This is a genomic window from Ancylobacter sp. (genome assembly GCF_965229075.1).
Classification (GTDB): Bacteria; Pseudomonadota; Alphaproteobacteria; order Rhizobiales; family Xanthobacteraceae; genus Ancylobacter.
Genome location: NZ_CBDDIO010000002.1, coordinates 3,305,975 through 3,324,984, shown reverse-complemented (window position 1 = coordinate 3,324,984; position 19,010 = coordinate 3,305,975). Strand labels below are relative to the sequence as shown.

The window sequence follows — 19,010 nt, the reverse complement described above, 5'->3', positions numbered from 1 at the left end:
CAGCCCTGCGTGGCTTATATAGGAGCGGTAGCCGCCCTGCGAAAGCAGCGCGTGCGATCTGTCTTTCGGCAGGCGCGCCGGGCGGCTATGGTCGGTATGATGCTGATCCGTGGCGGGTATTGGCACGTAGGACGGATTTGACCGAAGCAGTCGGGCTGCGGATCATAATGCGTCGTCGAACGGAGTTCGTCATGGATGCCGTGCTTGAAACACTGATGCGCAGCGCCCAGAGCGAGAAGGAGGCCTCCACCGAGCGCCGCCCCTCCCGTGAAGAGGCCGAGGCCGCCGTTCGCACGCTCATCGCCTGGGCCGGCGACGACCCGACTCGCGAGGGCCTGCTCGACACGCCCAAGCGCGTCGTCCGCGCCTATGAGGAACTCTACAGCGGCTACCGTGTCGGGCCGGAAACCATTCTCGACCGCACCTTCGGCGAGATCGGCAATTTCGACGACATGGTGATGGTGCGCGACATCGAGTTCCATTCCCATTGCGAGCACCACATGGTGCCGTTCGTCGGCAAGGCGCACATCGCCTATTTCCCGGTCGAGCGTGTGGTGGGCCTGTCCAAGATCGCCCGCATCGTCGATATCTATGCGCGACGCCTGCAGACGCAGGAGCACCTGACCTCGCAGATCATCACCGCGATGGACGAAATCCTGAAGCCGCGCGGCGTCGCCGTGCTGGTCGAGGCCGAGCATATGTGCATGGCCATGCGCGGCGTGCGCAAGCAGGGCGCGTCCACCGTCACCACCCAGTTCACCGGCGTTTTCCGCGACGATCCGCAGGAGCAGGTTCGCTTCATGAGCCTGCTGCGCGGCCTGCGTCCGTAGGGGCGCCGCCTCCACACAGGCTTCGATGACCGAGATTTCCTTCGCCCCCCGCGGCAGCAAGGCCGAGATCGAGGAGGGCGAACGCCTTTCCCCGAAATTCGACGCCGATGGCCTGCTCACCGCCGTGACCGTCGATGCCGATGACGGCACCGTGCTGATGGTTGCGCATATGAACGCGCAGGCGCTGGCCCTGACCATCGAGACCGGCGTCGCGCATTATTTCAGCCGCTCGCGCGGGCGGCTGTGGAAGAAGGGCGAGGAAAGCGGCCATCTCCAGCAGCTGGTCGAGTTGCGGGTCGATTGCGACCAGGACGCGGTGGTTCTGCGCGTGCGCATGCCCCCGCTCGGCCCCGGCGTGCCCGGCGCGGCCTGCCACACCGGGCACCGCTCCTGTTTCTTCCGTTCCGTGCCGCTGGGCGCGGCGCCGACGCCCGCACTGACGCTCGCCGTCAATGATGACGGCCCGCTGTTCGATCCGGCCAAGGTCTACGGACTGACGAAGAAGACCGACACGCCGCGCTTCTAGCGGCGGCACAGTCCGGCCATCATCCTTCCCGTGCGGATAGCCGGCCGAGATGGTGCTGTCGGCCGTCATCCCGCCGGAGGCGAAGCCGTAGCGCCGGGATCGTTGGCCATCCTGCCCGCGATCCCGGATCGGCTTGCCGGCCGTCCGGGATGACGACGTGTGGCGAGGCGGCTCACGCCGAGAGGATGTATTCCCGCATGGCGTGGCTCTCACGCTCCATTTCGGCCAGGCGGTGTTTGACCACGTCGCCGATGGAGATGATGCCGACCAGCTTGCCGCCCTGCACCACCGGAAGGTGGCGGAAGCGGCCGGCGGTCATGTGCTCCATGATCTGGTGAACCGTCTCATTGCCCTCGCAGGTGACGACGCGCGAGGTCATCACCGAGGCGACCGTGTCGTCGAGCCGGCCGGGCCCGTCGAGGCCGATCACGCGCACCACGTCACGCTCTGAAAGAATGCCGACCACCCGCCGCTCGGGGTCCGTCACCACGATGGCGCCGATGCGCTTGGCCGCCAGAAGCTCCGTCGCCTCGCGCAGCGTCGCCTCGGGAGCGATCGTCTGAACATCGAAGCCCTTTTCCTCAAGAATTGTCCGAACCGTCATGCAAGCCTCCTTCCCGGAATGCGGGACGGCTGGAACGCGCTCCATCCACCGCCCGCCTTGTTCGGCTTCTTCCCCACATCGGGGTGAGCCATGGCGGAATGATCCGCCTTAACCTTCCGGCAGGCAAGGGGCGCGGGCGCAATCAGTTCGGCGACTTAGAAACGGGAGGTGCGGGAATAGCTGTCGCTGCCAGGCCGGCGGCGGACGGGGTCGAACAGCGGGAACGCCAGCAGCCCGGCGAGGAAGCCGCCCATATGCGCCTGCCACGCCAAGGTACCCTCGACGGGGCTCATGGGGACGCCTAAGCCAAAGGCGAGATTGATGACTAATACGACACCGATGAAGGTGATAACGCGCCGGCTGCGCAGCACCTCCGTCAGCGGCATAGCCGGAAACTGAGCAGCCCCGTCCATCATGCCTGAACGCCACGCGCCCTGCCTTTCACGGGTGAACATGAAGCGCGCCGCCGCCGCCATGAAGCCGTATACGGTCGCAGAAGCGCCAATCATTGGCACCAGTTCGCCCTCATGGGTGACGAGATGCAGTCCCGCTCCCGCCGCAGCGGTGAAGGCGAAGAACAAGAGGAAGCGCAGCACGCCGAAACGCTGCGCCACCGGCGTGCCGAACACAAGCATCCACAACAGGTTCAGCCCGACATGGGTCCAGCCGCCGTGGAGGAAAGCATAAGTGATGAAGGTCCATGCATCCGCCGCCGCGCCGCCGGGCAGCACGCCCTCCGCGAGAATCGACGGATCGTAGCGGGCGGGAATGAAGGCGAAGAGCGCCAGAATCTCGATGCCCGTCTCGACATCCACCCAGTCACGCACCAGCTGGATGAGCAGCATCGCCGCCGCCAGCACGGTAATCACCGGCGGCACGTTGAGAAGCGGTTCGCGTCTGTGGGCGGCAAGGCGGGGCGGTTCAAGCACACCGATGACATAGGCGTCCCGCCGCATGGCGGCAAGGTCGCACCGCGCCGCACGGGGCCGAAACCCGTTTCCGCCAGCTTAAGCGGCGTGATGAACAGTTTGCCTATTGCTTTGGTTAACGCCAATAAAAAACCTATTAACGTTCTCTATCCGGCGTAGTGATGAATCGTCGCCATCGCTTAGACGCGTATAAAATCCTTCGCGCTAAGCTCTCATCCAGTGACAGGGATGAGGTACGCGATGAAAAAGAGGCTCGAACGGGCCCTTCTCGCGGCGGGTCAGGCGGTTGTTGCGGCTGCCTTTGCGGCGGTGCTGGCGCCCGCCGAGCCCGCACAGGCGGAGAAGACGGTGGCGATGCTCTCCAGCTTCGCCGCCAATATGGCGCCCGGCGCGCAGACCAGCGTGCCGATGGGCTATTTCCAGTTCTGCACCGAGCACCCCGCCGATTGCGGCTCGGCGGGCAGCACCGGTGGCAAGGTGGCGTTGACGGAGGCCAATTTCGCCCAGCTACGCACGGTCAATGACGAGATCAACGGCCGCATCCAGCCGCTGACCGATCTCGAACATTACGGCGAGATCGAGCGCTGGACCTATCCGGACGACGGCTTCGGCGATTGCGAGGATTATGTGCTGCTCAAGCGCCGCACGCTGGTGGAACTCGGCTGGCCGGCGGACACGCTGCTCGTCACCGTGGTGCGCGACCACAAGGGCGACGGCCATGCGGTCCTCACCGTGGTGACGGACCGCGGCGACCTCGTGCTCGACAATCAGGAAGCGGCGATCCTGCTCTGGCACGAGACAGGCTATCGCTTCGTCAAGCGCCAGGCGCAGCAGAACACCGACAGCTGGGTCTCGCTCGGCGACGTGCTGGCGCCGCTCTCGGTCGGCCGCAACTAGCCGGCCGCCTCCCACTCCCTGCGCAGCAGGGCGTATTGCAGCGTGTTCTCATAGACCGGGACGCCGTTCTCATCCGCCCGGAAGGAGATGAACTCCCGGAACAGCCCTTCGGCGCGCATGCCGAGCCGCTCGCACAGGCGCCGTGAGGAGATGTTGTCGTCCTCGACATAGGCATAGAGCCGCCGCGCCTGTTTCACCGTGAACAGATGGTCGAACAGTGTCCGCGCCGCCTCCGTTGCATAGCCGGCGCCGCCAAAATCCACGTTGAAGTTCCAGCCGACGGAAAAAGTGTCGGGCGGCTCCGGCATGGCGAACACGTCGCCGATCACCCGGCCGGTCGCGGCGAGGCAGACGGCGATATGCTCGTCGCTGCCGGCGCGCGCCCTCGCCTCGGCCTCGGCGGCCGCGAGATCATCGAGCTTGAGCGAGAGAAAGCAGCTCGCGGCCGGTTCGCGCAGATAGGCCAGCAGGTCGGAGGCATCCTCGGGGCGGAAATTTCGCAGCACCAACCGTTCGGTGCGGATCGCGTCCATGCAGGCGCCTCCGGTTCAAAGCGCTCTCAGTCGATGCGCTTCAGCCCCTCGGCGAAGCGCCGCCAGTTGCGCACATAATGCGCGGCGGTGCCGTGGATGCGCTTTTCCATCGCCTCGTCAAGGGTGCGGATCACCTTGCCCGGCGCCCCGACGATCAGGCAGTTGTCGGGATATTCCTTGCCCTCGGTGATGAGCGCGCCCGCGCCCACTAGGCAGTTGCGGCCGATCTTCGCGCCGTTGAGGATCGTCGCCCCCATGCCGATCAGGCTGTTGGCGCCGATCGTGCAACCGTGCAGCATCGCCTTGTGGCCGATGGTGCAGTCCTCGCCGATGCTCATGGGGAAGCCGGGATCGGTGTGCAGCGCGCACAGTTCCTGGATATTCACCCGGGCGCCGAGCGTGATCCGCTCATTGTCGCCACGGATGACCGAGCCGAACCACACGCTCGCCTCGTCGCCCACCACGATATTGCCGATCAGTTCGGCGGTGGGGGCGATCCAGTAGCGGCCGAGCGCCGGGAGTTCCGGCGCCACCCCGTCGAGCGCGTAGACCGGCATCGCCCTCAGTCCTCGAGATCGGTGTCGAGAATGGCCATCTGGAAGTTATAGGAAAGCTCGCCGTCTTCCTTGTCCTCGAACAGGACGCCGATGAACTCGTCGCCGAGATAGACCTCGGCTGAATCCTTCTTCTTCGGGCGCGCGACGACGCGCAGCTGGGTGTTGGTGAACAGGCGCCGCATATAAGTCTGGACGCGTTCCAGGTCCTTCTTTTCCAAGTCCGTGCTCCCAGGGAGGTTGATCGGGCGGCAGGCTTGCCACGCCGCGACGGCCGGCGCAACCGCACCGGCGCAATCGCCTGTTCACACCGGCGCGCCGAATGCCCGCGTCTCAGATCGCCTCGCCGAAGAAAGTCGGCATATCGGCGAAATGGTCGAACATCTGGTCCATGCTGCGCGAGGGCTCGGCACAGCCGGCCTCCCCCACCACCTTCGCCGGCACCCCCGCCACGGTGGTGCGGGCCGGAACGGGCTTCAGCACCACCGAACCGGCGGCGACGCGGGCACAATGACCCACTTCGATATTGCCGAGCACCTTCGCGCCCGCCCCCAGCAGCACGCCCTGGCGGATCTTCGGGTGCCGGTCGCCATGCTCCTTGCCGGTGCCGCCCAGCGTCACGCCCTGCAGCACCGAGACATTGTCCTCGATCACCGCCGTCTCGCCCACCACGATGCCGGTGGCATGGTCGAAGAAGATGCCGCGCCCGAACGGTGCCGCCGGGTTGATGTCCACCTGATTGACCGCCGAAGAACGGCTCTGCAGGTAGAGCGCAAAATCGGTGCGCCCGTTCTTCCACAGCCAATGCGCCAGACGGTGGGTCTGGATGGCGTGGAAGCCTTTGTAATAGAGCAAGGGCTGGATCGCCCGGTCGGTGGCGGGGTCGCGATCGAGCACGGCGACGATGTCGGCGCGGATGGCGACGCCAAGCCCCGGATCGTCCGCGGCCGCTTCCTCGAAGGCCTGGCGGATGATGTCCGCCGGCACGTCGCCATGGTCGAGCCGCTGGGCGATGCGGTGCGCCACCGCCCGCTCCAGCGAGGTGTGGTAGAGCACGGTGGAGTAGACGAAGCTCGCCAGCGCCGGCTCGCGCTGGGTGATGGTCTCGGCTTCCGCGCGGATGCGCGCCCAGACCGGATCGACCTTGTCGAGCGCACGCGGCGCCTCGACGCGCTGAAGAGAGTTCACAGCCATTTTTTCTACCCTCGCCGTTCGCCTTTGCGGCGTCGGCCAGATGTCCCGAGTTCACACGAGCCTAGCACAGCACCCGGTGCCGGCATATGCCGTCGGGATTGCAGGATTGCATTGCCGCGTGCGGGCACCGGGAGCGACCACAGCAAGGCTGACACCGCGCGGAATCGAAATATCAGCTTTCCCGCGCAAGCGATTCCGCCGACTCCGATTATTCCGCCTGACGGGCGACCTCACGCCGCAAGCGCCGGGAAGGACACAAAGGCGTTGGCCCGGGTGCGGAATCGGAATGTGAGCGTTGACCGGCAAGCCGCTTATCCGACTCTGGTTTTTGGGCTTGCCGACCCCTCTCACGCCGCGCTTTTCGGTGCCACCGTGAGCGTGAGCCCGAGCGCCCGGACCACTCCGAGCAGCGTGGACAGACGCGGGTCTCCTTCCGCGCTCAGCGCCTTGTACAGCGCCTCGCGCGTCACCCCGGCATCCCTGGCGATCTTGGTCATGCCCTTGGAGCGGGCGATCGCGCCGAGCATCGTGGCGATTACCGCCGGATCGCCATCCTCGAACGCCGCCTCAAGATAGGCGGCCACATCTTCGGCTGTCTCGATATGGTCCGCAGGATCCCACTTGGTCGTCTCCAACGCCATGCTCACTCCTCCCATTCGGCCGCGAGGCGGGTGGCGAGAGCTATGTCGCGAGCCTGCGTGCGCTTGTCGCCTCCCGCGAGCAGGATCACCAGTTCCGCCCCACGCCAAGTGAAATAGAGCCGGTAGCCCGGCCCGTAGTCGATCCGCAGTTCGCTGATACTCCCGACACGCTTGACATCGCCGACATTGCCGCCGGCAAGACGGGCGATGCGCGTGTCGATCCGCGCCCGAGCCTGCCTGTCCCTAAGGCCACGGAACCAGGCAAGGAACTCCGCCGTCTGCCGAACCTCGATCATGAATGTGAATTATAGTTCACATACCGCGCGCTGTAAACGCGAGTTCACACCTGCTCGCTCAGGAACGCCAGCACCGCCTCCTTAAACACCTTGTCGCCGACGGCGCGCATGTGGTCACGGTCGGGAATGTCGACCGCGCGCGCGCCTGATATCAGCGCCGCGAGCGGGGCCGCCGCGCCGGAGACCTCGTCGCGGGTGCCGACCGCGATCAGCGTCGGCACGGCGATCCGCATCACCTCCTCGCGGCTCAGCGTGCGGCGCGAGCCGACGATGCAGGCGGCGAGCGCCTCGCGGTCGCTTTTCGTCTGGTCGGCGAAGGCGCGGAACATGCGGCCCATCGGGTCGGTCACGTCGTCGAGGCTGGGGGCGCGCAGCGCGTCGGCGATGGTGATGGGCAGGCCGGCGCCGGCGATGAGATGAATGCCGATGCCGGCCAGCACCAGCGCGCGCACCCGCTCCGGCGCGGTCAGCGCGGCGCAGGCGCTGATGCGCCCGCCCATGGAGTAGCCCATCAAATCGACCTGGGGGAGGCCGAGATGGTCGATCAGCGCAAGCACGTCACGCGCCATGAGCCAGGGATCGTAAAGCTCCGGCTGGTAGAGCTTGGCGGAGGCACCATGGCCGCGATTGTCGAGCGCGATCACCCGCCGCCCCGCCCCGGTGAGGGTCGAAACCCAGCCCGGCCCGACCCAGTTGATCTCCTTGGTTGAGCCGAAGCCGTGCACCAGCACGATCGGCGCGCCCTCCCCCTCGTCGAGATAGGCGAATTCGATACCGTCATGGGAGAAGGTCGGCATGGCGCGCTCCGTTCAGGGAGCGCGCACGCTAATGAGCCCGCCCCGCCCTGCCAAGCGCTGGCGCGAGGGCGTCACGTCTCCAGCGCGGCCAGGAGATTCTCATAGACAAGGAGATCGGCGTCGGGGAAGCAGCAGAAAATGATGTCCCCCGGCACGCCCGGCTGGCCACGGAATCCCGCCGCTGTCGCCACCGCGATATCCGCCGCCCGCGCGATGGGATTGCCGTAGCGCCCGGTGCTGATGCCCGGAAAGGCGATGCTGCCGAGGCCGTGCGTGCGCGCGAGTTCTATGCTGCCGCCATAGCACTGCGCCAGCAGCGCATCTTCGCCATGCCCGCCCCCACGCCAGACCGGGCCGACCGTGTGCAGGACGAAGCGCGCCGGCAGATTGTAGCCGCGCGTCATCTTGACCTCGCCGGTCCGGCAACCGCCGAGCAGCCGGCATTCGTGCAGCATCTCCGGTCCCGCCGCGCGGTGGATCGCGCCGTCCACGCCGCCACCGCCGAGCAGTGACGAATTGGCCGCATTGACGATGGCATCGACGGCAAGTGTGGTGATGTTGGCCTTGATGGCGCGCAGGGTGGTCATCGGTCGGCTTAGCCCGGCTTCTTCAGCGCCTTGTCGTTGCGGCAGCGCGACAGCGGCAGGATCGTGCCGGAATAGATGCGGGTAATGTTCATCTCCGCCTTGTCGGTATCGACGCTGAGGCAGGCGCAGCCATAGCCATAGCCGTTCGGCTGCAGTTTCACATATTGCTTGGAATCGAAATCGGGGGCGTTGTCGAAGCCTTCCGCCTCCAGCCCGCCCTGCGAGCGCATCCACCAGTCGCCGTCGCGGTCGGTGAGATACCAGTTGCCCGGCGTCGGATTCACATACCAGCCGCAGCGGTTTTCCGCCGCGCCGGCCGGAAGGGCGACGAGCGCGAGCGCGGCGAGCGAACTCAGCGTCAGCAGGAAACGGCGCATCGGTATCTCCTCGGCAGGCCTCACGCCGGCAGGGGCTGCGGCCGGCGCCGCTTTTTCTTCCACATCGGGCGCAGCATCGCCACCACCATGGAATTGAACGAGGCGATGAGGCCGAGCACGTTCAGCGCGGCGGCGATGATCCAATAGGCGAGCTTGGCCATCGCCTCGGTGAGGAACAGCGCCCCGCGCCCCAGCGTCTTCACCACCGCCAGCGTCTTGCCGCCCTTGGCCTGCGCCAGCGCGCTCAGCCGCGCCGCACCGGCGGCATCGTCGACATGGCGTAGCCCGGCGAAGGTGGCGCGCGTGCCTGCTTTCGAGCCCGCCGTGCCGAGATCGCCCACCAGCGCGGCAAGCTGCGCCTTCGAGCCGCCACGCACCGCCGCCGCGATATTCCCCGCGAAGCGCCCGCCGACCACGCCGGCGCGCCGCGCACCCTTCAGCACCGAGAGCCCGGCGCGGAAGGTCAGCGGCGCGCCGAAGGCGGCATAGGTCGCCCCGGTCGCCACGATGCCGATGCCGGCGAGATTGACCATGAAATGGTCGACCGGCTCGCCGCGCGCCCAGTTTGCCGCCTCGCGGCCGAGATCGCGCACATCGCCCCACGCGGTGAGATCGCCGGCGGCGGCGCCCGCGAGCCCCGCCATGTCCTCGCCCTGCCCGGTTAGGAAGCCATGGCCGAAACTCCCCGCCCCGCGCGCAAAGCTTGCGCCCGGCGCGTTGGCGAGGGCGACGCGGGCCTGCCGCTCGGTCGTCACCGGCACGCCGCGCTCCTGCGCGAGTTCGACAAAACTCGCCGCCAGCTCGCCGTCGCCTTCCGCCAGCGCCGCGTCGATCTCCTGCGCCACGCGCGCCTCGGTCAGCACGCCGGTGAGCTGCAGATCGGCGACCCGCGCCGCATCATCCTGCGCGCTCACCAGCGCCAGGGCATGCCGTCCCGCCGGCACCACCCAATGGGCGGCGCCCGCGAAGGCGAGCAGGAAGCCGAAGGCGGCGAAGAAGCGATACATGACAGCGATATGGGGAGGGCGCGGCGCGATGTCACGTTTCTGCCCGGCCATTATGGCGAAGCGATGGGGGCGGCGTGCACAGGCGCGGCATCCGGCCCCTTGGACCCGGGCGCGCCAGCGGCTATGGTCGCGCCGATTTCAACGCGAGCGCGGACAGGCGGACATCATGGCGGGCCACGTCGTTCCCCATTTCCACAATTCGGCCGGCGTGGCGAAGATCGCCATCGGCGCCAAGGAATTCATGTGCGTGGGCGCGCTGCCGCCCTATGACCACCCGCATGTGTTTCTCGACATGGGGTCGGATGCTGAGATCATCTGTCCCTATTGCTCGACCCTCTACACCTTCGATTCCCACCTGCACGGCACCGAATCGAACCCGCCGGGCGCGCTGTTCGAGATTCCGGCCGCCGCCTGAGCGCGGCCCTTGCCCGCCCGCTCCCTCGCCATCGCCGGTGCCGGCATTGGCGGCCTCACCGCCGCCCTTGCGCTGGCGCAAGCCGGCTGTGCCGTCACGCTGGTTGAGCGGGCGGACGTGCTGGAGGAGGCCGGTGCCGGCGTGCAGCTCGCCGCCAATGCCACGCGCTGCCTCAAAGCGCTCGGCGTCTATGAGCGCGTGGCCGCGCAGGCCGTGCTACCCACCGCCTTCGCCGTGCTGGACGGGCGGACCGGCACACGGATCGCCGGCGGGCCGATGGGCGCCGCCGCCGAGGCCCGGTTCGGGGGACCCTTCCTCGTCATCCACCGCGCCGATTTGCAAGCCGCCCTGCTCGCCGCCGTGCGCGAGGTGCCGTCCATCACCCTCAAGCTCGGCCATGCGCTGGAAAGCTTCACACCCGACGCCTCCGGCGTCACCTTGGGCCTGCGCCCTGCCGGCGGCACGGAGACCCTGCGCGCCGACGCGCTGATCGGCGCCGACGGGCTGCGCTCCGTCGTCCGGCGGACGCTCCAGCCGCAGGCGACGCCCTCTTTCCGCCACCGCGCCGCCTGGCGCGCCACCGTGCCGGTCGACGCGCTGCCCGCCGCCCTCACCGATCCGGTCACGCGGCTATGGATCGGCCCCGGCGCCCATCTCGTCACCTATCCCGTCAAGGCTGGCCGGGCGATCAATCTGGTCGCCGTCACGCCCGACGAGCGAGAGGTGCATGGCTGGAGCGAGGCCGCGGCGCGCGACGAGCTTCTGGCGCATTACCGCGGCTGGTGCACGCCGGCCCGCGCCTTGCTCGACGCGCCCGAACGCTGGCTGCGCTGGGCGCTGTTCGATCTCGATCCGCTCCAGCGCTGGGGCGACGGGCCGGTGACGCTGCTGGGCGACGCCGCCCATGCCATGCCGCCCTTTCTCGCTCAGGGCGCGGCGCAGGCGATCGAGGACGCGGTGGTGCTCGCGCGCGAACTGGCCGGTGCGGACGATATCCCCGCCGCGCTGCGCCGCTACGAGGCCGCGCGCCAGCCGCGCACCGCCCGCGTGCAGCGCGCCGCGCGCGGCATGGATCGCATCTATCATCTCAAGGGCCCGGTCCGCCTCGCCCGCGATCTGGTCATGCGGTTCCAGCCCGAAAGCGCGGTGCTGGAACGCTACCGCTGGATTTATGACTGGCGGGCGTAACGGCGCGCTCGCCTTCTGATCGACTTTTCTCATGCCCCCCATGAGAACATCTCGTTTTCCGATAGAAGCCGCGACGCCTAGTTTCTCCGCGACCCATGTGGAGACGACGCATGCCCCCAGCCTCAAAGGCGAACCCGGTTGGCGCCGTCCCGGCCGCGCCGGCGACGTTTTTGCCGCTGCCGCTGCTGGTGGCGCTGTTCTGCGTGCTGTGGTCCTCGGCCTTTGCCGGCGCCAAAATGGCGCTGGCGGACTGCCCGCCGCTGATCCTGCTCGCGGTGCGGCTGCTGCTGGCGGGCTCGCTGATGCTGGCGCTTGCGCCGCTGTGGGACAGCGGCGCCCGCCGCAAGGGCCTGCCGCCGATCCGCCGGCGGGATATCGTCGCGCTCATCGGCATCGGCGTGCTCAATAATGCGGTCTATCTCGGCCTCAACTGGACCGCCCTCACCTTCACCTCCTCCGCCTACACCGCCGTGCTGACGAGCTGCCTGCCGCTGCTGGTGGCGCTCGGCGCCGGCCCGCTGTTGGGCGAGAAGATGAGCCCGGCGAAATGGGCAGGCATCGCGCTGGGGCTGATCGGCGTCGTCATCGTGCTGCGCTCGCGCCTTGCCGGCGCGCATGAAACGCTGGCCGGCACGCTGCTCATCGCCGGGGGCGTCACCGCGCTGGCCGCCGGCACGCTGTCGTTCAAATATCTCGCGCCGCGTGGCGGCATCTGGAGCGGCAATGCGGTGCAGTGTCTGGCCGGCGGGCTGGCGCTGATCCCGGTCGCGTTTGCCACCGAGAGCACCGGCGATATCCGCCTCACCGCCAACCTCATCGGCGGCCTCGCCTTTCTGGTGATCGGCGTCTCCATCGGCGGCTATGGCCTATGGTTCTATCTGCTCACCCGCGCTTCGGCGACAGCGGCCTCCAGCCTGCACTTCCTCATGCCGCCGCTCGGCCTGTTCTTCGGCTGGTTGCTGCTGGGCGAGGCCGTGCTACCGCTCGATTTCCTCGGCATCGTCCCCATCGCGCTCGGCATCTGGCTGGTGACGCGGCCGGCGCGCGGGACAGCGTAGCCGTTTCGCACGTCATCCCCGGCCAAAGCGCAGCGCAGCGCCGGGGTCGTCAGCCAGCAGCGCTACGCGACCCCGGACCGGCCTCAGGCCGTCCGGGACGACGCTGTTTTAGCGATGCCGCGTCAGGCCACCGCCGACACCGCCTGCAGCGCCTTCACCAGCGTGTACGAACGCTTCTTCGCCGCCATGTCGGGAATGGCGGTGGTGATCATCAGTTCATCCGCCTGCGTGGCGTCGAGGAAACGCTCCAACCCTTCCGCCACCTTCTCTGGACCGCCAACCAGCACCTTGTCGCGGTTGCGGCGGATGAAGACACGATCCGCCTCGCTATAGGGATAGGCGGCGGCCTCCTCGGCGGTCGGGATCGGGCCGTAATGCCCGCGCGCGCGGCGCAGATGGGCGAGATCGACGCTGCCGGCGAGATACTCCGCCTCTTCGTCGGTCGGGGCGCACACGACAGCGAGAGCGAGAATGGCATGCGGTGCCGCCAGCCGTTCCGAGGGCTGGAAGCCAGCGCGGTAGCTCAGCATCGCGTCCAGCACATCGTGCTGGGCGAAATGATGCGCATAGGCATAGCCCACCCCGATCTGCGCCGAGAGCCGGGCGCTGTAGCCGGAGGAGCCCAGCAGCCAGATCGGCGGCAGCTTCACATCAACCGGCATCACCTGGATGTTGCGGTAGGGATGGTCCGCCGGCCAGGCGCCCGTATCCCACAGCATCAGCTCTTTCAGCCGGTCAAGGAAATCGTCGCCGGGATCGACATCCTGCCGGCGCCGCAGCGCGTGCGAGGTGAGATGATCCGTACCGGGCGCCCGGCCGAGGCCGAGATCGACCCGGCCGGGATAAAGCGCCTCCAGCACCTTGAAGCGCTCCGCCACCATCAGCGGGGCATGGTTGGGCAGCATCACCCCGCCGGAACCGACACGGATGCGCTCGGTCGCCGCCAGGATTTGCCCCGCCATCACATCCGGCGCGCCTGACGCGACCGAGGCGAGGTTGTGATGCTCGGCGACCCAGAAGCGGGTGAAGCCGAGACCATCGACATGGCGCGCAAGTTCCAGCGTGCCGCGCAGCGCCTCCGGCCCGCTGGAGCCGGAAGCGACGAAGGAGAGGTCGAGGACGGAAAGGGGGGTGTGGGTGAGACGGGTCATGGCGATGAGGTGGGGATCGGCCGCCCGCCTGCCAAGGAGTATCCTCGATGTGACCATTATGGAGCCTTTGCGTAGCGACGCCCCCCGCTTTGCAGGAACAGCTTACGCCGCGACACGTTGGGCCGGCTGTGAGGCAGCGCCTTTTGAGTTGCACCTTTTCGCGCCTTTGGTTACACCTCCTCATCTTACCGGATAGATTTGGGGAACCGCGATGTCCACCACGACGATCGGTGTCAAGATCGACGAGGATCTCCGTGCCCGACTGAGGGCCGCTGCGGAGCGAGAGGGTTGCACCCCGCACGCGCTGGTCAAGGGCGCGCTCACCGCCGCCATCGAGCGCACCGAGCGTGGGCTGGAAGCGGTTCCGCAGGTGGATGCCACTCCGGAGCCCGCGCCCGCCATCAGCGGCGTGTCGGGGGACAGCCCCTTTCTCCCCTTCGCCCGTGGCATCCGGCCCCAGAGCGTGCTGCGTGCCCGCGTCACCTCTGCCTATCGCGTTCCGGAAACCGACGCCGTGCCGGTTCTCATCGGCCCTGCCACCCTGCCGGCGCCGAAAGCAGAGGCCGCCCGCGCCCGCGCCAGGCAGTTGGTGGAAGCGCTGCGCGCCAAGGGCCAGAAGGGCCCGGTCGAAGGGCTGATCCACGAATATTCGCTCTCCAGCCAGGAAGGCGTCGCGCTGATGTGCCTCGCCGAGGCGCTGCTGCGCATTCCCGACCGCGCCACCCGCGACGCGCTGATCCGCGACAAGATCGGCCATGGCGACTGGCAGTCGCATGTCGGCCACAGCCCCTCGCTGTTCGTCAACGCGGCGACCTGGGGTCTGGTGCTCACCGGCAAGCTGACCTCCACGACCAGCGAGGCTGGTCTCACTGGCGCTCTCACTAGACTCATCGGTCGCGGCGGCGAACCGCTGATCCGGCGCGGCGTCGATGTCGCCATGCGCATGATGGGCGAGCAGTTCGTCACCGGCCAGACCATCTCCGAGGCGCTGGCCAATTCCCGCCGCATGGAGGCGAAGGGATTCCGCTATTCCTTTGATATGCTTGGCGAAGCGGCCACGACGGAAGCGGACGCCCAGCGCTATTACGCCGATTACGAACAGGCGATCCACGCCATCGGCAAGGCGTCGGCCGGGCGCGGCATCTATGAGGGGCCGGGCATTTCGATCAAGCTGTCCGCGCTGCACCCGCGCTACAGCCGCGCGCAATATTCGCGCGTTATCAATGAGTTGCTGCCCCGCGTCGCCGCCCTCGCCAAGCTGGCGCGCCACTATGACATCGGGCTCAACATCGACGCCGAGGAAGCCGACCGGCTGGAAATCTCGCTCGACCTGCTTGAATCACTTTGTTTCGACGAGGCGCTAAGTGGCTGGAACGGCATCGGTTTTGTCATCCAGGCCTATCAGAAGCGCTGCCCCTATGTGGTCGATTTCCTGATCGACCTCGCCCGCCGCTCCGGCCACCGGCTGATGATCCGGCTGGTGAAGGGCGCCTATTGGGACAGCGAGATCAAGCGCGCGCAGGTGGACGGGCTGGAAGGCTTTCCGGTCTACACGCGCAAGATCCACACCGACGTCGCCTATCTCGCCTGCGCCCGCAAGCTGCTGGCGGCGCCGGACGCGGTGTTCCCGCAATTCGCCACCCACAACGCCCAGACGCTCGCCACCGTCATGGAGATGGCGGGGGCTAACTACTATGCCGGGCAATATGAATTTCAGTGCCTGCACGGCATGGGCGAACCGCTCTATGAGGAGGTGGTCGGCCGCGAAAAGCTCGGCCGCCCCTGCCGGATTTACGCGCCCGTCGGCACCCATGAGACGCTGCTGGCCTATCTCGTCCGCCGCTTGCTGGAGAACGGGGCCAACACCTCCTTCGTCAACCGCATCGCCGATCCCGATGTGCCGGTCGACGAACTGATCGAAAGCCCGGTCGAGGCAGCCCTGCGCATTGAACCAATGGGCGCGCCGCATCCCGGCATCGCCGCGCCGGCCGATTTGTTCGGCGCGGAACGGCGCAATTCGGCCGGACTGGACCTCTCCAACGAGCAGCGCCTCGCCTCCCTCGCCGCCGCCCTGCTCGCAGGCAGCGCCGCGCCGTTGGCGGCAAAGCCTTTGCTGGCGGGACCTTTGACCATGGACGGCCCGATCCGGCCGGTGCTGAACCCTGCCGATCATCGCGATACGGTCGGCACGGTGGAGGAGACCGCGCCGGAGATGGTGAGCCGGGCGATGGCCTATGCCAATGCGGCGGCGCCGATCTGGCAGTCCACGCCGCCGGACGAGCGCGCGGCCTGCCTGTTCCGCGCCGCCGAACTGATGGAAGCGCGCCTGCCGGCCCTCATCGGTCTCATCATCCGCGAGGCCGGCAAGTCCTACCCGAACGCCGTGGGCGAAGTACGCGAAGCCGTTGATTTTCTTCGCTATTACGGCGCCCAGGTACGTCATGGCTATTCTGGTGACACTCATCGGCCGCTCGGGCCGGTGGTGTGCATCAGCCCGTGGAACTTCCCGCTCGCCATCTTCACCGGCCAGATCAGCGCGGCGCTCGCGGCCGGCAATGTGGTGGTGGCCAAGCCGGCCGAGGAGACCCCGCTCATCGCCTTCACGGCGGTGGAAATCCTGCGCGAGGCGGGGGTTCCCGAGGGCGCGCTGCAGCTTGTCCCCGGCGATGGCAAGGTCGGCGCGGCGCTCGTTGCCGATAGCCGCACGCGCGGGGTGATGTTCACCGGCTCCACCGAGGTCGCGCGGCTGATCCAGCGCCAGCTCGCCACCCGGCTCAGCCCCGATGGCAGCGTCATCCCGCTGATCGCCGAGACCGGCGGGCAGAACGCGATGATCGTCGATTCCTCGGCGCTAGCGGAGCAGGTGGTGGCCGATGTGCTGTCCTCCGCCTTTGACTCCGCCGGCCAGCGCTGTTCGGCGCTGCGCGTGCTCTGCCTGCAGGAGGATGTGGCCGACCGCATGCTCGCCATGCTGCGCGGCGCGCTGAAGGAGCTCAGCGTCGGCAATCCGGTGAATCTGTCGACCGATATCGGCCCGGTCATCTCGGCCGAAGCGAAGGCCGGGATCGAGGCCCATATCGAACGCCTGCGCAAGGCCGGCTGCCGGGTGGAGCAGTTCCAGCTCGGCGAGGAGGCGGCGCACGGCACCTTTGTCCCGCCGACGCTGATCGAGATCGGCGACATTGGTGACCTCACACGGGAGGTGTTCGGCCCGGTCCTGCATGTGGTGCGCTATGCCCGTGACGGGCTGGACCGGCTCATCGACGCCATTAACGCCACCGGCTACGGCCTCACCTTCGGCCTGCACACCCGCATTGACGAGACCATCGCCCATGTCGGCGCGCGGATTGAGGTTGGCAATGTCTATGTGAACCGCAACATCATCGGCGCCGTCGTCGGCGTGCAGCCCTTTGGTGGGCATGGGCTTTCCGGCACCGGCCCGAAGGCGGGCGGGCCGCTCTATCTCGGGCGCCTGCTCTCGCGTCGCCCGGCCGCTCTGCTGCCGGCACGCGAGGCCCCGTCCCCCGCCCGGCTCTGGGTAGACTTCCAATGGGATACCGGCATTCGCACCATGTGCGGGGCCGTGCTCGACAGCACGCCTTTCGGCCACGTGGCCGAGCTGCCCGGCCCGGTGGGCGAACGCAATGTCTACGCACTCTCGCCACGCGGCACCGTGCTGTGCCTGGCGGCGACCGAGCGGGGCCTCGCCGTGCAAATGGCCTCCGCCCTTGCCACGGGCAATCGCGTGTTGCTGGAAGGCTCGCAAATGCCAGCACTACCCAGCGGCCTGGAAGATTGGGTGCAGCTCACCGACAGCTATGACGGGGCAGCGTTCGATGCGGTCCTGTTCGAGGGCGATGGCGATGCCCTGCGCCGTCTGAACGAAGCCATCGCCGCCCGCGAAGGGCCGATCGTGCTTGTCCACGGCCTCGCGCCGGACGACATCGCGCGCGGCGAAGCCTATCCGCTCGACCTGCTGATGCTGGAGCGTTCCACCAGCACCAACACGGCTGCCGCAGGCGGCAATGCCAGCCTGATGACACTGGGCTGAGGCGGCAGGACAGCCCGGGCGCTGCGACGCGCCCGGGCGTCACGCTCAATTGTGGTTGAACCCTGCCGCCTCGTCATCGGTCAGCGAGTGGGTGACCGGATGCTTGGCGAAGAAGTCGAGCGCCCGGCGGAAATCGTCGAGCAACAGGCTAGCGAGATCGCGGCTCACCCCGTGGCGCACCAGAATGCGCTGGATGACGAGGTCCTGCCGGTTGGCCGGCATGGAATAGGCTGGCACCTGCCAGCCGCGCGAGCGCAACCGATCAGCAAGGTCATAAAGGGTGTAACCGCCGAACCCCTTGTCGTCCTTCAGCTTCCAGCACAGCGCCGGAATGCCGGTGTGGCGGTTGCCGTCGTAGAGAATCTCGAACGGGCCGAGAGCGGCGATCTCACGCGCGAGATACTCGGCCGTGTCGTAGCAGGCGTTCTGGATCTTGGCGTAGCCCTCGCGGCCCAGCCGGACGAAGTTGTAATATTGGGCGACGACCTGCCCGCCGGGACGGGAGAAGTTCAGCGCGAAGGTCGGCATGTCACCGCCGAGATAGTTCACGTCGAAGACGAGTTCCGGCGGCAGGTCGGTCGCCTCGCGCCAGATCACCCAGCCCACGCCCAGCGGGGCGAGCCCGAATTTGTGGCCCGACGTGTTGATCGACTTCACCCGCGGCAGGCGGAAATCCCATGGAAGTTCCGGCGCGCAGAAGGGGGCGAGGAAGCCGCCTGAGGCACCGTCCACATGGATCGGAATATCGAGGCCCGTCTCGGCCTGCAGCCGGTCCAGCGCGTCGCTCACCGCCTTCACGGGTTCGTACTGGCAGGTGAAGGTCACGCCCAGAGTCGGCACCACGCCAATCGTGTTTTCGTCCACACGCGCAATCACTTCCTCCGGCGTCATGATCAGCCGGTCGCCTTCGAGCGGAATCTCGCGCAGTTCGACATCGAAATAGCGGGCGAATTTGTGCCAGCAGATCTGTACCGGACCGCAGATCAGGTTGGGCCGATCCGTGGGCTTGCCCTCCTTGGCGCGGCGCTTGCGCCACTGCCACTTCAGTGCGAGTCCACCCAGCATCGCCGCCTCCGACGAACCGACCGTGGAGCAGCCGAGCGTGGTCAGCGGATCCGGCGCGTTCCAGAGGTCGGCCAGCATGCGCACGCAGCGCGCCTCGATTTCCGCCGTCTGCGGGTACTCGTCCTTGTCGATCATGTTCTTGTCGATCGACAATTCCATGAGGTCGCGGATCTCGTCGTCGACCCAGGTCTGGCAGAAGGTGGCGAGGTTCTGGCGTGAATTCCCGTCCAGCATCAGTTCGTCGCGCACCGCCGCGAACACATGGCGCGGCTCCCTCTGGACATCGGGAAAGCCGGATTTCGGCAGCATT

Annotated in this window: 21 protein-coding genes; 7 read left to right on the top strand and 14 right to left on the bottom strand. The window is 67.6% G+C overall.

The features are described 5' to 3' along the window. The first annotated feature begins 191 nt into the window (after positions 1-191). Entirely contained in the window at positions 192-830 is a 639-nt protein-coding gene (folE, locus tag ACO07Z_RS21500; RefSeq protein WP_421700560.1) for a GTP cyclohydrolase I FolE, read from the top strand. A 25-nt stretch (positions 831-855) separates the two neighbouring features. After that, on the top strand, positions 856-1,356 hold the full coding sequence (hisI, locus tag ACO07Z_RS21495) for a phosphoribosyl-AMP cyclohydrolase (protein ID WP_421700559.1): 501 nt from the start codon (positions 856-858) through the stop codon (positions 1,354-1,356). A gap of 172 nt (positions 1,357-1,528) precedes the next feature. Here hisI and ACO07Z_RS21490 read toward each other — a convergent pair whose 3' ends face one another. Further along, positions 1,529-1,960: a CBS domain-containing protein gene (locus tag ACO07Z_RS21490; RefSeq protein ID WP_421700558.1), complete on the bottom strand. Its 432-nt coding sequence runs from the start codon at positions 1,958-1,960 to the stop codon at positions 1,529-1,531. Positions 1,961-2,115: 155 nt separating this feature from the next. Then, on the bottom strand, positions 2,116-2,916 hold the full coding sequence (locus ACO07Z_RS21485) for a rhomboid family intramembrane serine protease (protein WP_421700557.1): 801 nt from the start codon (positions 2,914-2,916) through the stop codon (positions 2,116-2,118). Between the two features lie 213 nt (positions 2,917-3,129). Between ACO07Z_RS21485 and ACO07Z_RS21480 the strand changes: the two genes are divergently transcribed. Then, on the top strand, positions 3,130-3,786 hold the full coding sequence (locus tag ACO07Z_RS21480; protein ID WP_421700556.1) for a transglutaminase-like cysteine peptidase: 657 nt from the start codon (positions 3,130-3,132) through the stop codon (positions 3,784-3,786). On the opposite strand, the gene ACO07Z_RS21475 is transcribed toward ACO07Z_RS21480, so the two are convergent. From ACO07Z_RS21475 to ACO07Z_RS21430, 10 genes are all read right to left on the bottom strand, one after another. Then, the gene (locus ACO07Z_RS21475) at positions 3,783-4,319 is read right to left on the bottom strand and encodes a GNAT family N-acetyltransferase (protein WP_421700555.1); all 537 of its coding nucleotides are present in this window, start codon (positions 4,317-4,319) and stop codon (positions 3,783-3,785) included. The two genes, ACO07Z_RS21480 and ACO07Z_RS21475, sit on opposite strands and share 4 nt — an antisense overlap. A gap of 26 nt (positions 4,320-4,345) precedes the next feature. Continuing rightward, on the bottom strand, positions 4,346-4,876 hold the full coding sequence (locus ACO07Z_RS21470; protein ID WP_421700554.1) for a gamma carbonic anhydrase family protein: 531 nt from the start codon (positions 4,874-4,876) through the stop codon (positions 4,346-4,348). Positions 4,877-4,881: 5 nt separating this feature from the next. Further along, positions 4,882-5,094, bottom strand: a complete 213-nt coding sequence (locus tag ACO07Z_RS21465) for a DUF3126 family protein (RefSeq protein ID WP_018391302.1) — start codon at positions 5,092-5,094, stop codon at positions 4,882-4,884. 112 nt (positions 5,095-5,206) lie between these two features. After that, complete coding sequence (cysE, locus tag ACO07Z_RS21460; protein WP_421700553.1) at positions 5,207-6,067, bottom strand: serine O-acetyltransferase; 861 nt, start codon at positions 6,065-6,067, stop codon at positions 5,207-5,209. Between the two features lie 347 nt (positions 6,068-6,414). After that, on the bottom strand, positions 6,415-6,708 hold the full coding sequence (locus ACO07Z_RS21455; protein WP_421700552.1) for an addiction module antidote protein: 294 nt from the start codon (positions 6,706-6,708) through the stop codon (positions 6,415-6,417). A gap of 2 nt (positions 6,709-6,710) precedes the next feature. Further along, positions 6,711-7,004 (bottom strand): type II toxin-antitoxin system RelE/ParE family toxin, encoded by a 294-nt coding sequence (locus ACO07Z_RS21450; RefSeq protein WP_421700551.1) that lies wholly within the window; start codon positions 7,002-7,004, stop codon positions 6,711-6,713. 44 nt (positions 7,005-7,048) lie between these two features. Then, positions 7,049-7,801: an alpha/beta fold hydrolase gene (locus ACO07Z_RS21445; protein WP_421700550.1), complete on the bottom strand. Its 753-nt coding sequence runs from the start codon at positions 7,799-7,801 to the stop codon at positions 7,049-7,051. A 71-nt stretch (positions 7,802-7,872) separates the two neighbouring features. Continuing rightward, positions 7,873-8,388, bottom strand: coding sequence for an O-acetyl-ADP-ribose deacetylase (locus ACO07Z_RS21440; protein ID WP_421700549.1), 516 nt, complete (start codon positions 8,386-8,388; stop codon positions 7,873-7,875). A gap of 8 nt (positions 8,389-8,396) precedes the next feature. Further along, positions 8,397-8,765 carry a DUF4087 domain-containing protein gene (locus ACO07Z_RS21435; RefSeq protein WP_421700548.1) on the bottom strand — a complete coding sequence of 123 codons (369 nt, stop codon included), beginning with the start codon at positions 8,763-8,765 and terminating at the stop codon, positions 8,397-8,399. Between the two features lie 20 nt (positions 8,766-8,785). Then, entirely contained in the window at positions 8,786-9,772 is a 987-nt protein-coding gene (locus ACO07Z_RS21430) for a hypothetical protein (RefSeq protein ID WP_421700547.1), read from the bottom strand. Positions 9,773-9,938: 166 nt separating this feature from the next. Here ACO07Z_RS21430 and ACO07Z_RS21425 point away from each other — a divergent pair, with 166 nt between their 5' ends. The 3 genes from ACO07Z_RS21425 (at position 9,939) to ACO07Z_RS21415 (ending at position 12,433) form a co-directional block, all read left to right on the top strand. Next, positions 9,939-10,187 carry a zinc-finger domain-containing protein gene (locus ACO07Z_RS21425; RefSeq protein ID WP_244376248.1) on the top strand — a complete coding sequence of 83 codons (249 nt, stop codon included), beginning with the start codon at positions 9,939-9,941 and terminating at the stop codon, positions 10,185-10,187. Positions 10,188-10,196: 9 nt separating this feature from the next. Beyond that, a complete protein-coding gene (locus tag ACO07Z_RS21420) occupies positions 10,197-11,375 on the top strand; it encodes an FAD-dependent monooxygenase (RefSeq protein WP_421700546.1) in 1,179 nt (392 codons plus the stop codon). Between the two features lie 110 nt (positions 11,376-11,485). Then, positions 11,486-12,433 (top strand): DMT family transporter, encoded by a 948-nt coding sequence (locus ACO07Z_RS21415; protein WP_421700545.1) that lies wholly within the window; start codon positions 11,486-11,488, stop codon positions 12,431-12,433. 122 nt (positions 12,434-12,555) lie between these two features. Here the strand turns inward: ACO07Z_RS21415 and ACO07Z_RS21410 are convergent, their stop codons facing one another. Continuing rightward, positions 12,556-13,584 carry an LLM class flavin-dependent oxidoreductase gene (locus ACO07Z_RS21410; RefSeq protein WP_421700544.1) on the bottom strand — a complete coding sequence of 343 codons (1,029 nt, stop codon included), beginning with the start codon at positions 13,582-13,584 and terminating at the stop codon, positions 12,556-12,558. A gap of 211 nt (positions 13,585-13,795) precedes the next feature. Here ACO07Z_RS21410 and putA point away from each other — a divergent pair, with 211 nt between their 5' ends. After that, on the top strand, positions 13,796-17,635 hold the full coding sequence (gene putA, locus ACO07Z_RS21405) for a trifunctional transcriptional regulator/proline dehydrogenase/L-glutamate gamma-semialdehyde dehydrogenase (protein WP_421700543.1): 3,840 nt from the start codon (positions 13,796-13,798) through the stop codon (positions 17,633-17,635). 45 nt (positions 17,636-17,680) lie between these two features. On the opposite strand, the gene ACO07Z_RS21400 is transcribed toward putA, so the two are convergent. Next, positions 17,681-19,009: a glutamate decarboxylase gene (locus tag ACO07Z_RS21400; protein WP_421700858.1), complete on the bottom strand. Its 1,329-nt coding sequence runs from the start codon at positions 19,007-19,009 to the stop codon at positions 17,681-17,683. Position 19,010: the final 1 nt, after the last annotated feature.

What these genes read in the sequence shown, in the direction of transcription:
- ACO07Z_RS21445 (WP_421700550.1), bottom strand. Translation starts at nt 7,801, where the DNA reads ATGCCGACCTTCTCCCATGACGGTATCGAATTCGCCTATCTCGACGAG.
- ACO07Z_RS21470 (WP_421700554.1), bottom strand. Translation starts at nt 4,876, where the DNA reads ATGCCGGTCTACGCGCTCGACGGGGTGGCGCCGGAACTCCCGGCGCTC.
- ACO07Z_RS21430 (WP_421700547.1), bottom strand. Translation starts at nt 9,772, where the DNA reads ATGTATCGCTTCTTCGCCGCCTTCGGCTTCCTGCTCGCCTTCGCGGGC.
- ACO07Z_RS21415 (WP_421700545.1), top strand. Translation starts at nt 11,486, where the DNA reads ATGCCCCCAGCCTCAAAGGCGAACCCGGTTGGCGCCGTCCCGGCCGCG.
- ACO07Z_RS21435 (WP_421700548.1), bottom strand. Translation starts at nt 8,765, where the DNA reads ATGCGCCGTTTCCTGCTGACGCTGAGTTCGCTCGCCGCGCTCGCGCTC.
- ACO07Z_RS21400 (WP_421700858.1), bottom strand. Translation starts at nt 19,009, where the DNA reads ATGCTGCCGAAATCCGGCTTTCCCGATGTCCAGAGGGAGCCGCGCCAT.
- ACO07Z_RS21440 (WP_421700549.1), bottom strand. Translation starts at nt 8,388, where the DNA reads ATGACCACCCTGCGCGCCATCAAGGCCAACATCACCACACTTGCCGTC.
- ACO07Z_RS21450 (WP_421700551.1), bottom strand. Translation starts at nt 7,004, where the DNA reads ATGATCGAGGTTCGGCAGACGGCGGAGTTCCTTGCCTGGTTCCGTGGC.
- ACO07Z_RS21410 (WP_421700544.1), bottom strand. Translation starts at nt 13,584, where the DNA reads ATGACCCGTCTCACCCACACCCCCCTTTCCGTCCTCGACCTCTCCTTC.
- ACO07Z_RS21475 (WP_421700555.1), bottom strand. Translation starts at nt 4,319, where the DNA reads ATGGACGCGATCCGCACCGAACGGTTGGTGCTGCGAAATTTCCGCCCC.
- cysE (WP_421700553.1), bottom strand. Translation starts at nt 6,067, where the DNA reads ATGGCTGTGAACTCTCTTCAGCGCGTCGAGGCGCCGCGTGCGCTCGAC.
- ACO07Z_RS21490 (WP_421700558.1), bottom strand. Translation starts at nt 1,960, where the DNA reads ATGACGGTTCGGACAATTCTTGAGGAAAAGGGCTTCGATGTTCAGACG.
- ACO07Z_RS21425 (WP_244376248.1), top strand. Translation starts at nt 9,939, where the DNA reads ATGGCGGGCCACGTCGTTCCCCATTTCCACAATTCGGCCGGCGTGGCG.
- folE (WP_421700560.1), top strand. Translation starts at nt 192, where the DNA reads ATGGATGCCGTGCTTGAAACACTGATGCGCAGCGCCCAGAGCGAGAAG.
- ACO07Z_RS21485 (WP_421700557.1), bottom strand. Translation starts at nt 2,916, where the DNA reads ATGCGGCGGGACGCCTATGTCATCGGTGTGCTTGAACCGCCCCGCCTT.
- ACO07Z_RS21480 (WP_421700556.1), top strand. Translation starts at nt 3,130, where the DNA reads ATGAAAAAGAGGCTCGAACGGGCCCTTCTCGCGGCGGGTCAGGCGGTT.
- hisI (WP_421700559.1), top strand. Translation starts at nt 856, where the DNA reads ATGACCGAGATTTCCTTCGCCCCCCGCGGCAGCAAGGCCGAGATCGAG.
- putA (WP_421700543.1), top strand. Translation starts at nt 13,796, where the DNA reads ATGTCCACCACGACGATCGGTGTCAAGATCGACGAGGATCTCCGTGCC.
- ACO07Z_RS21455 (WP_421700552.1), bottom strand. Translation starts at nt 6,708, where the DNA reads ATGGCGTTGGAGACGACCAAGTGGGATCCTGCGGACCATATCGAGACA.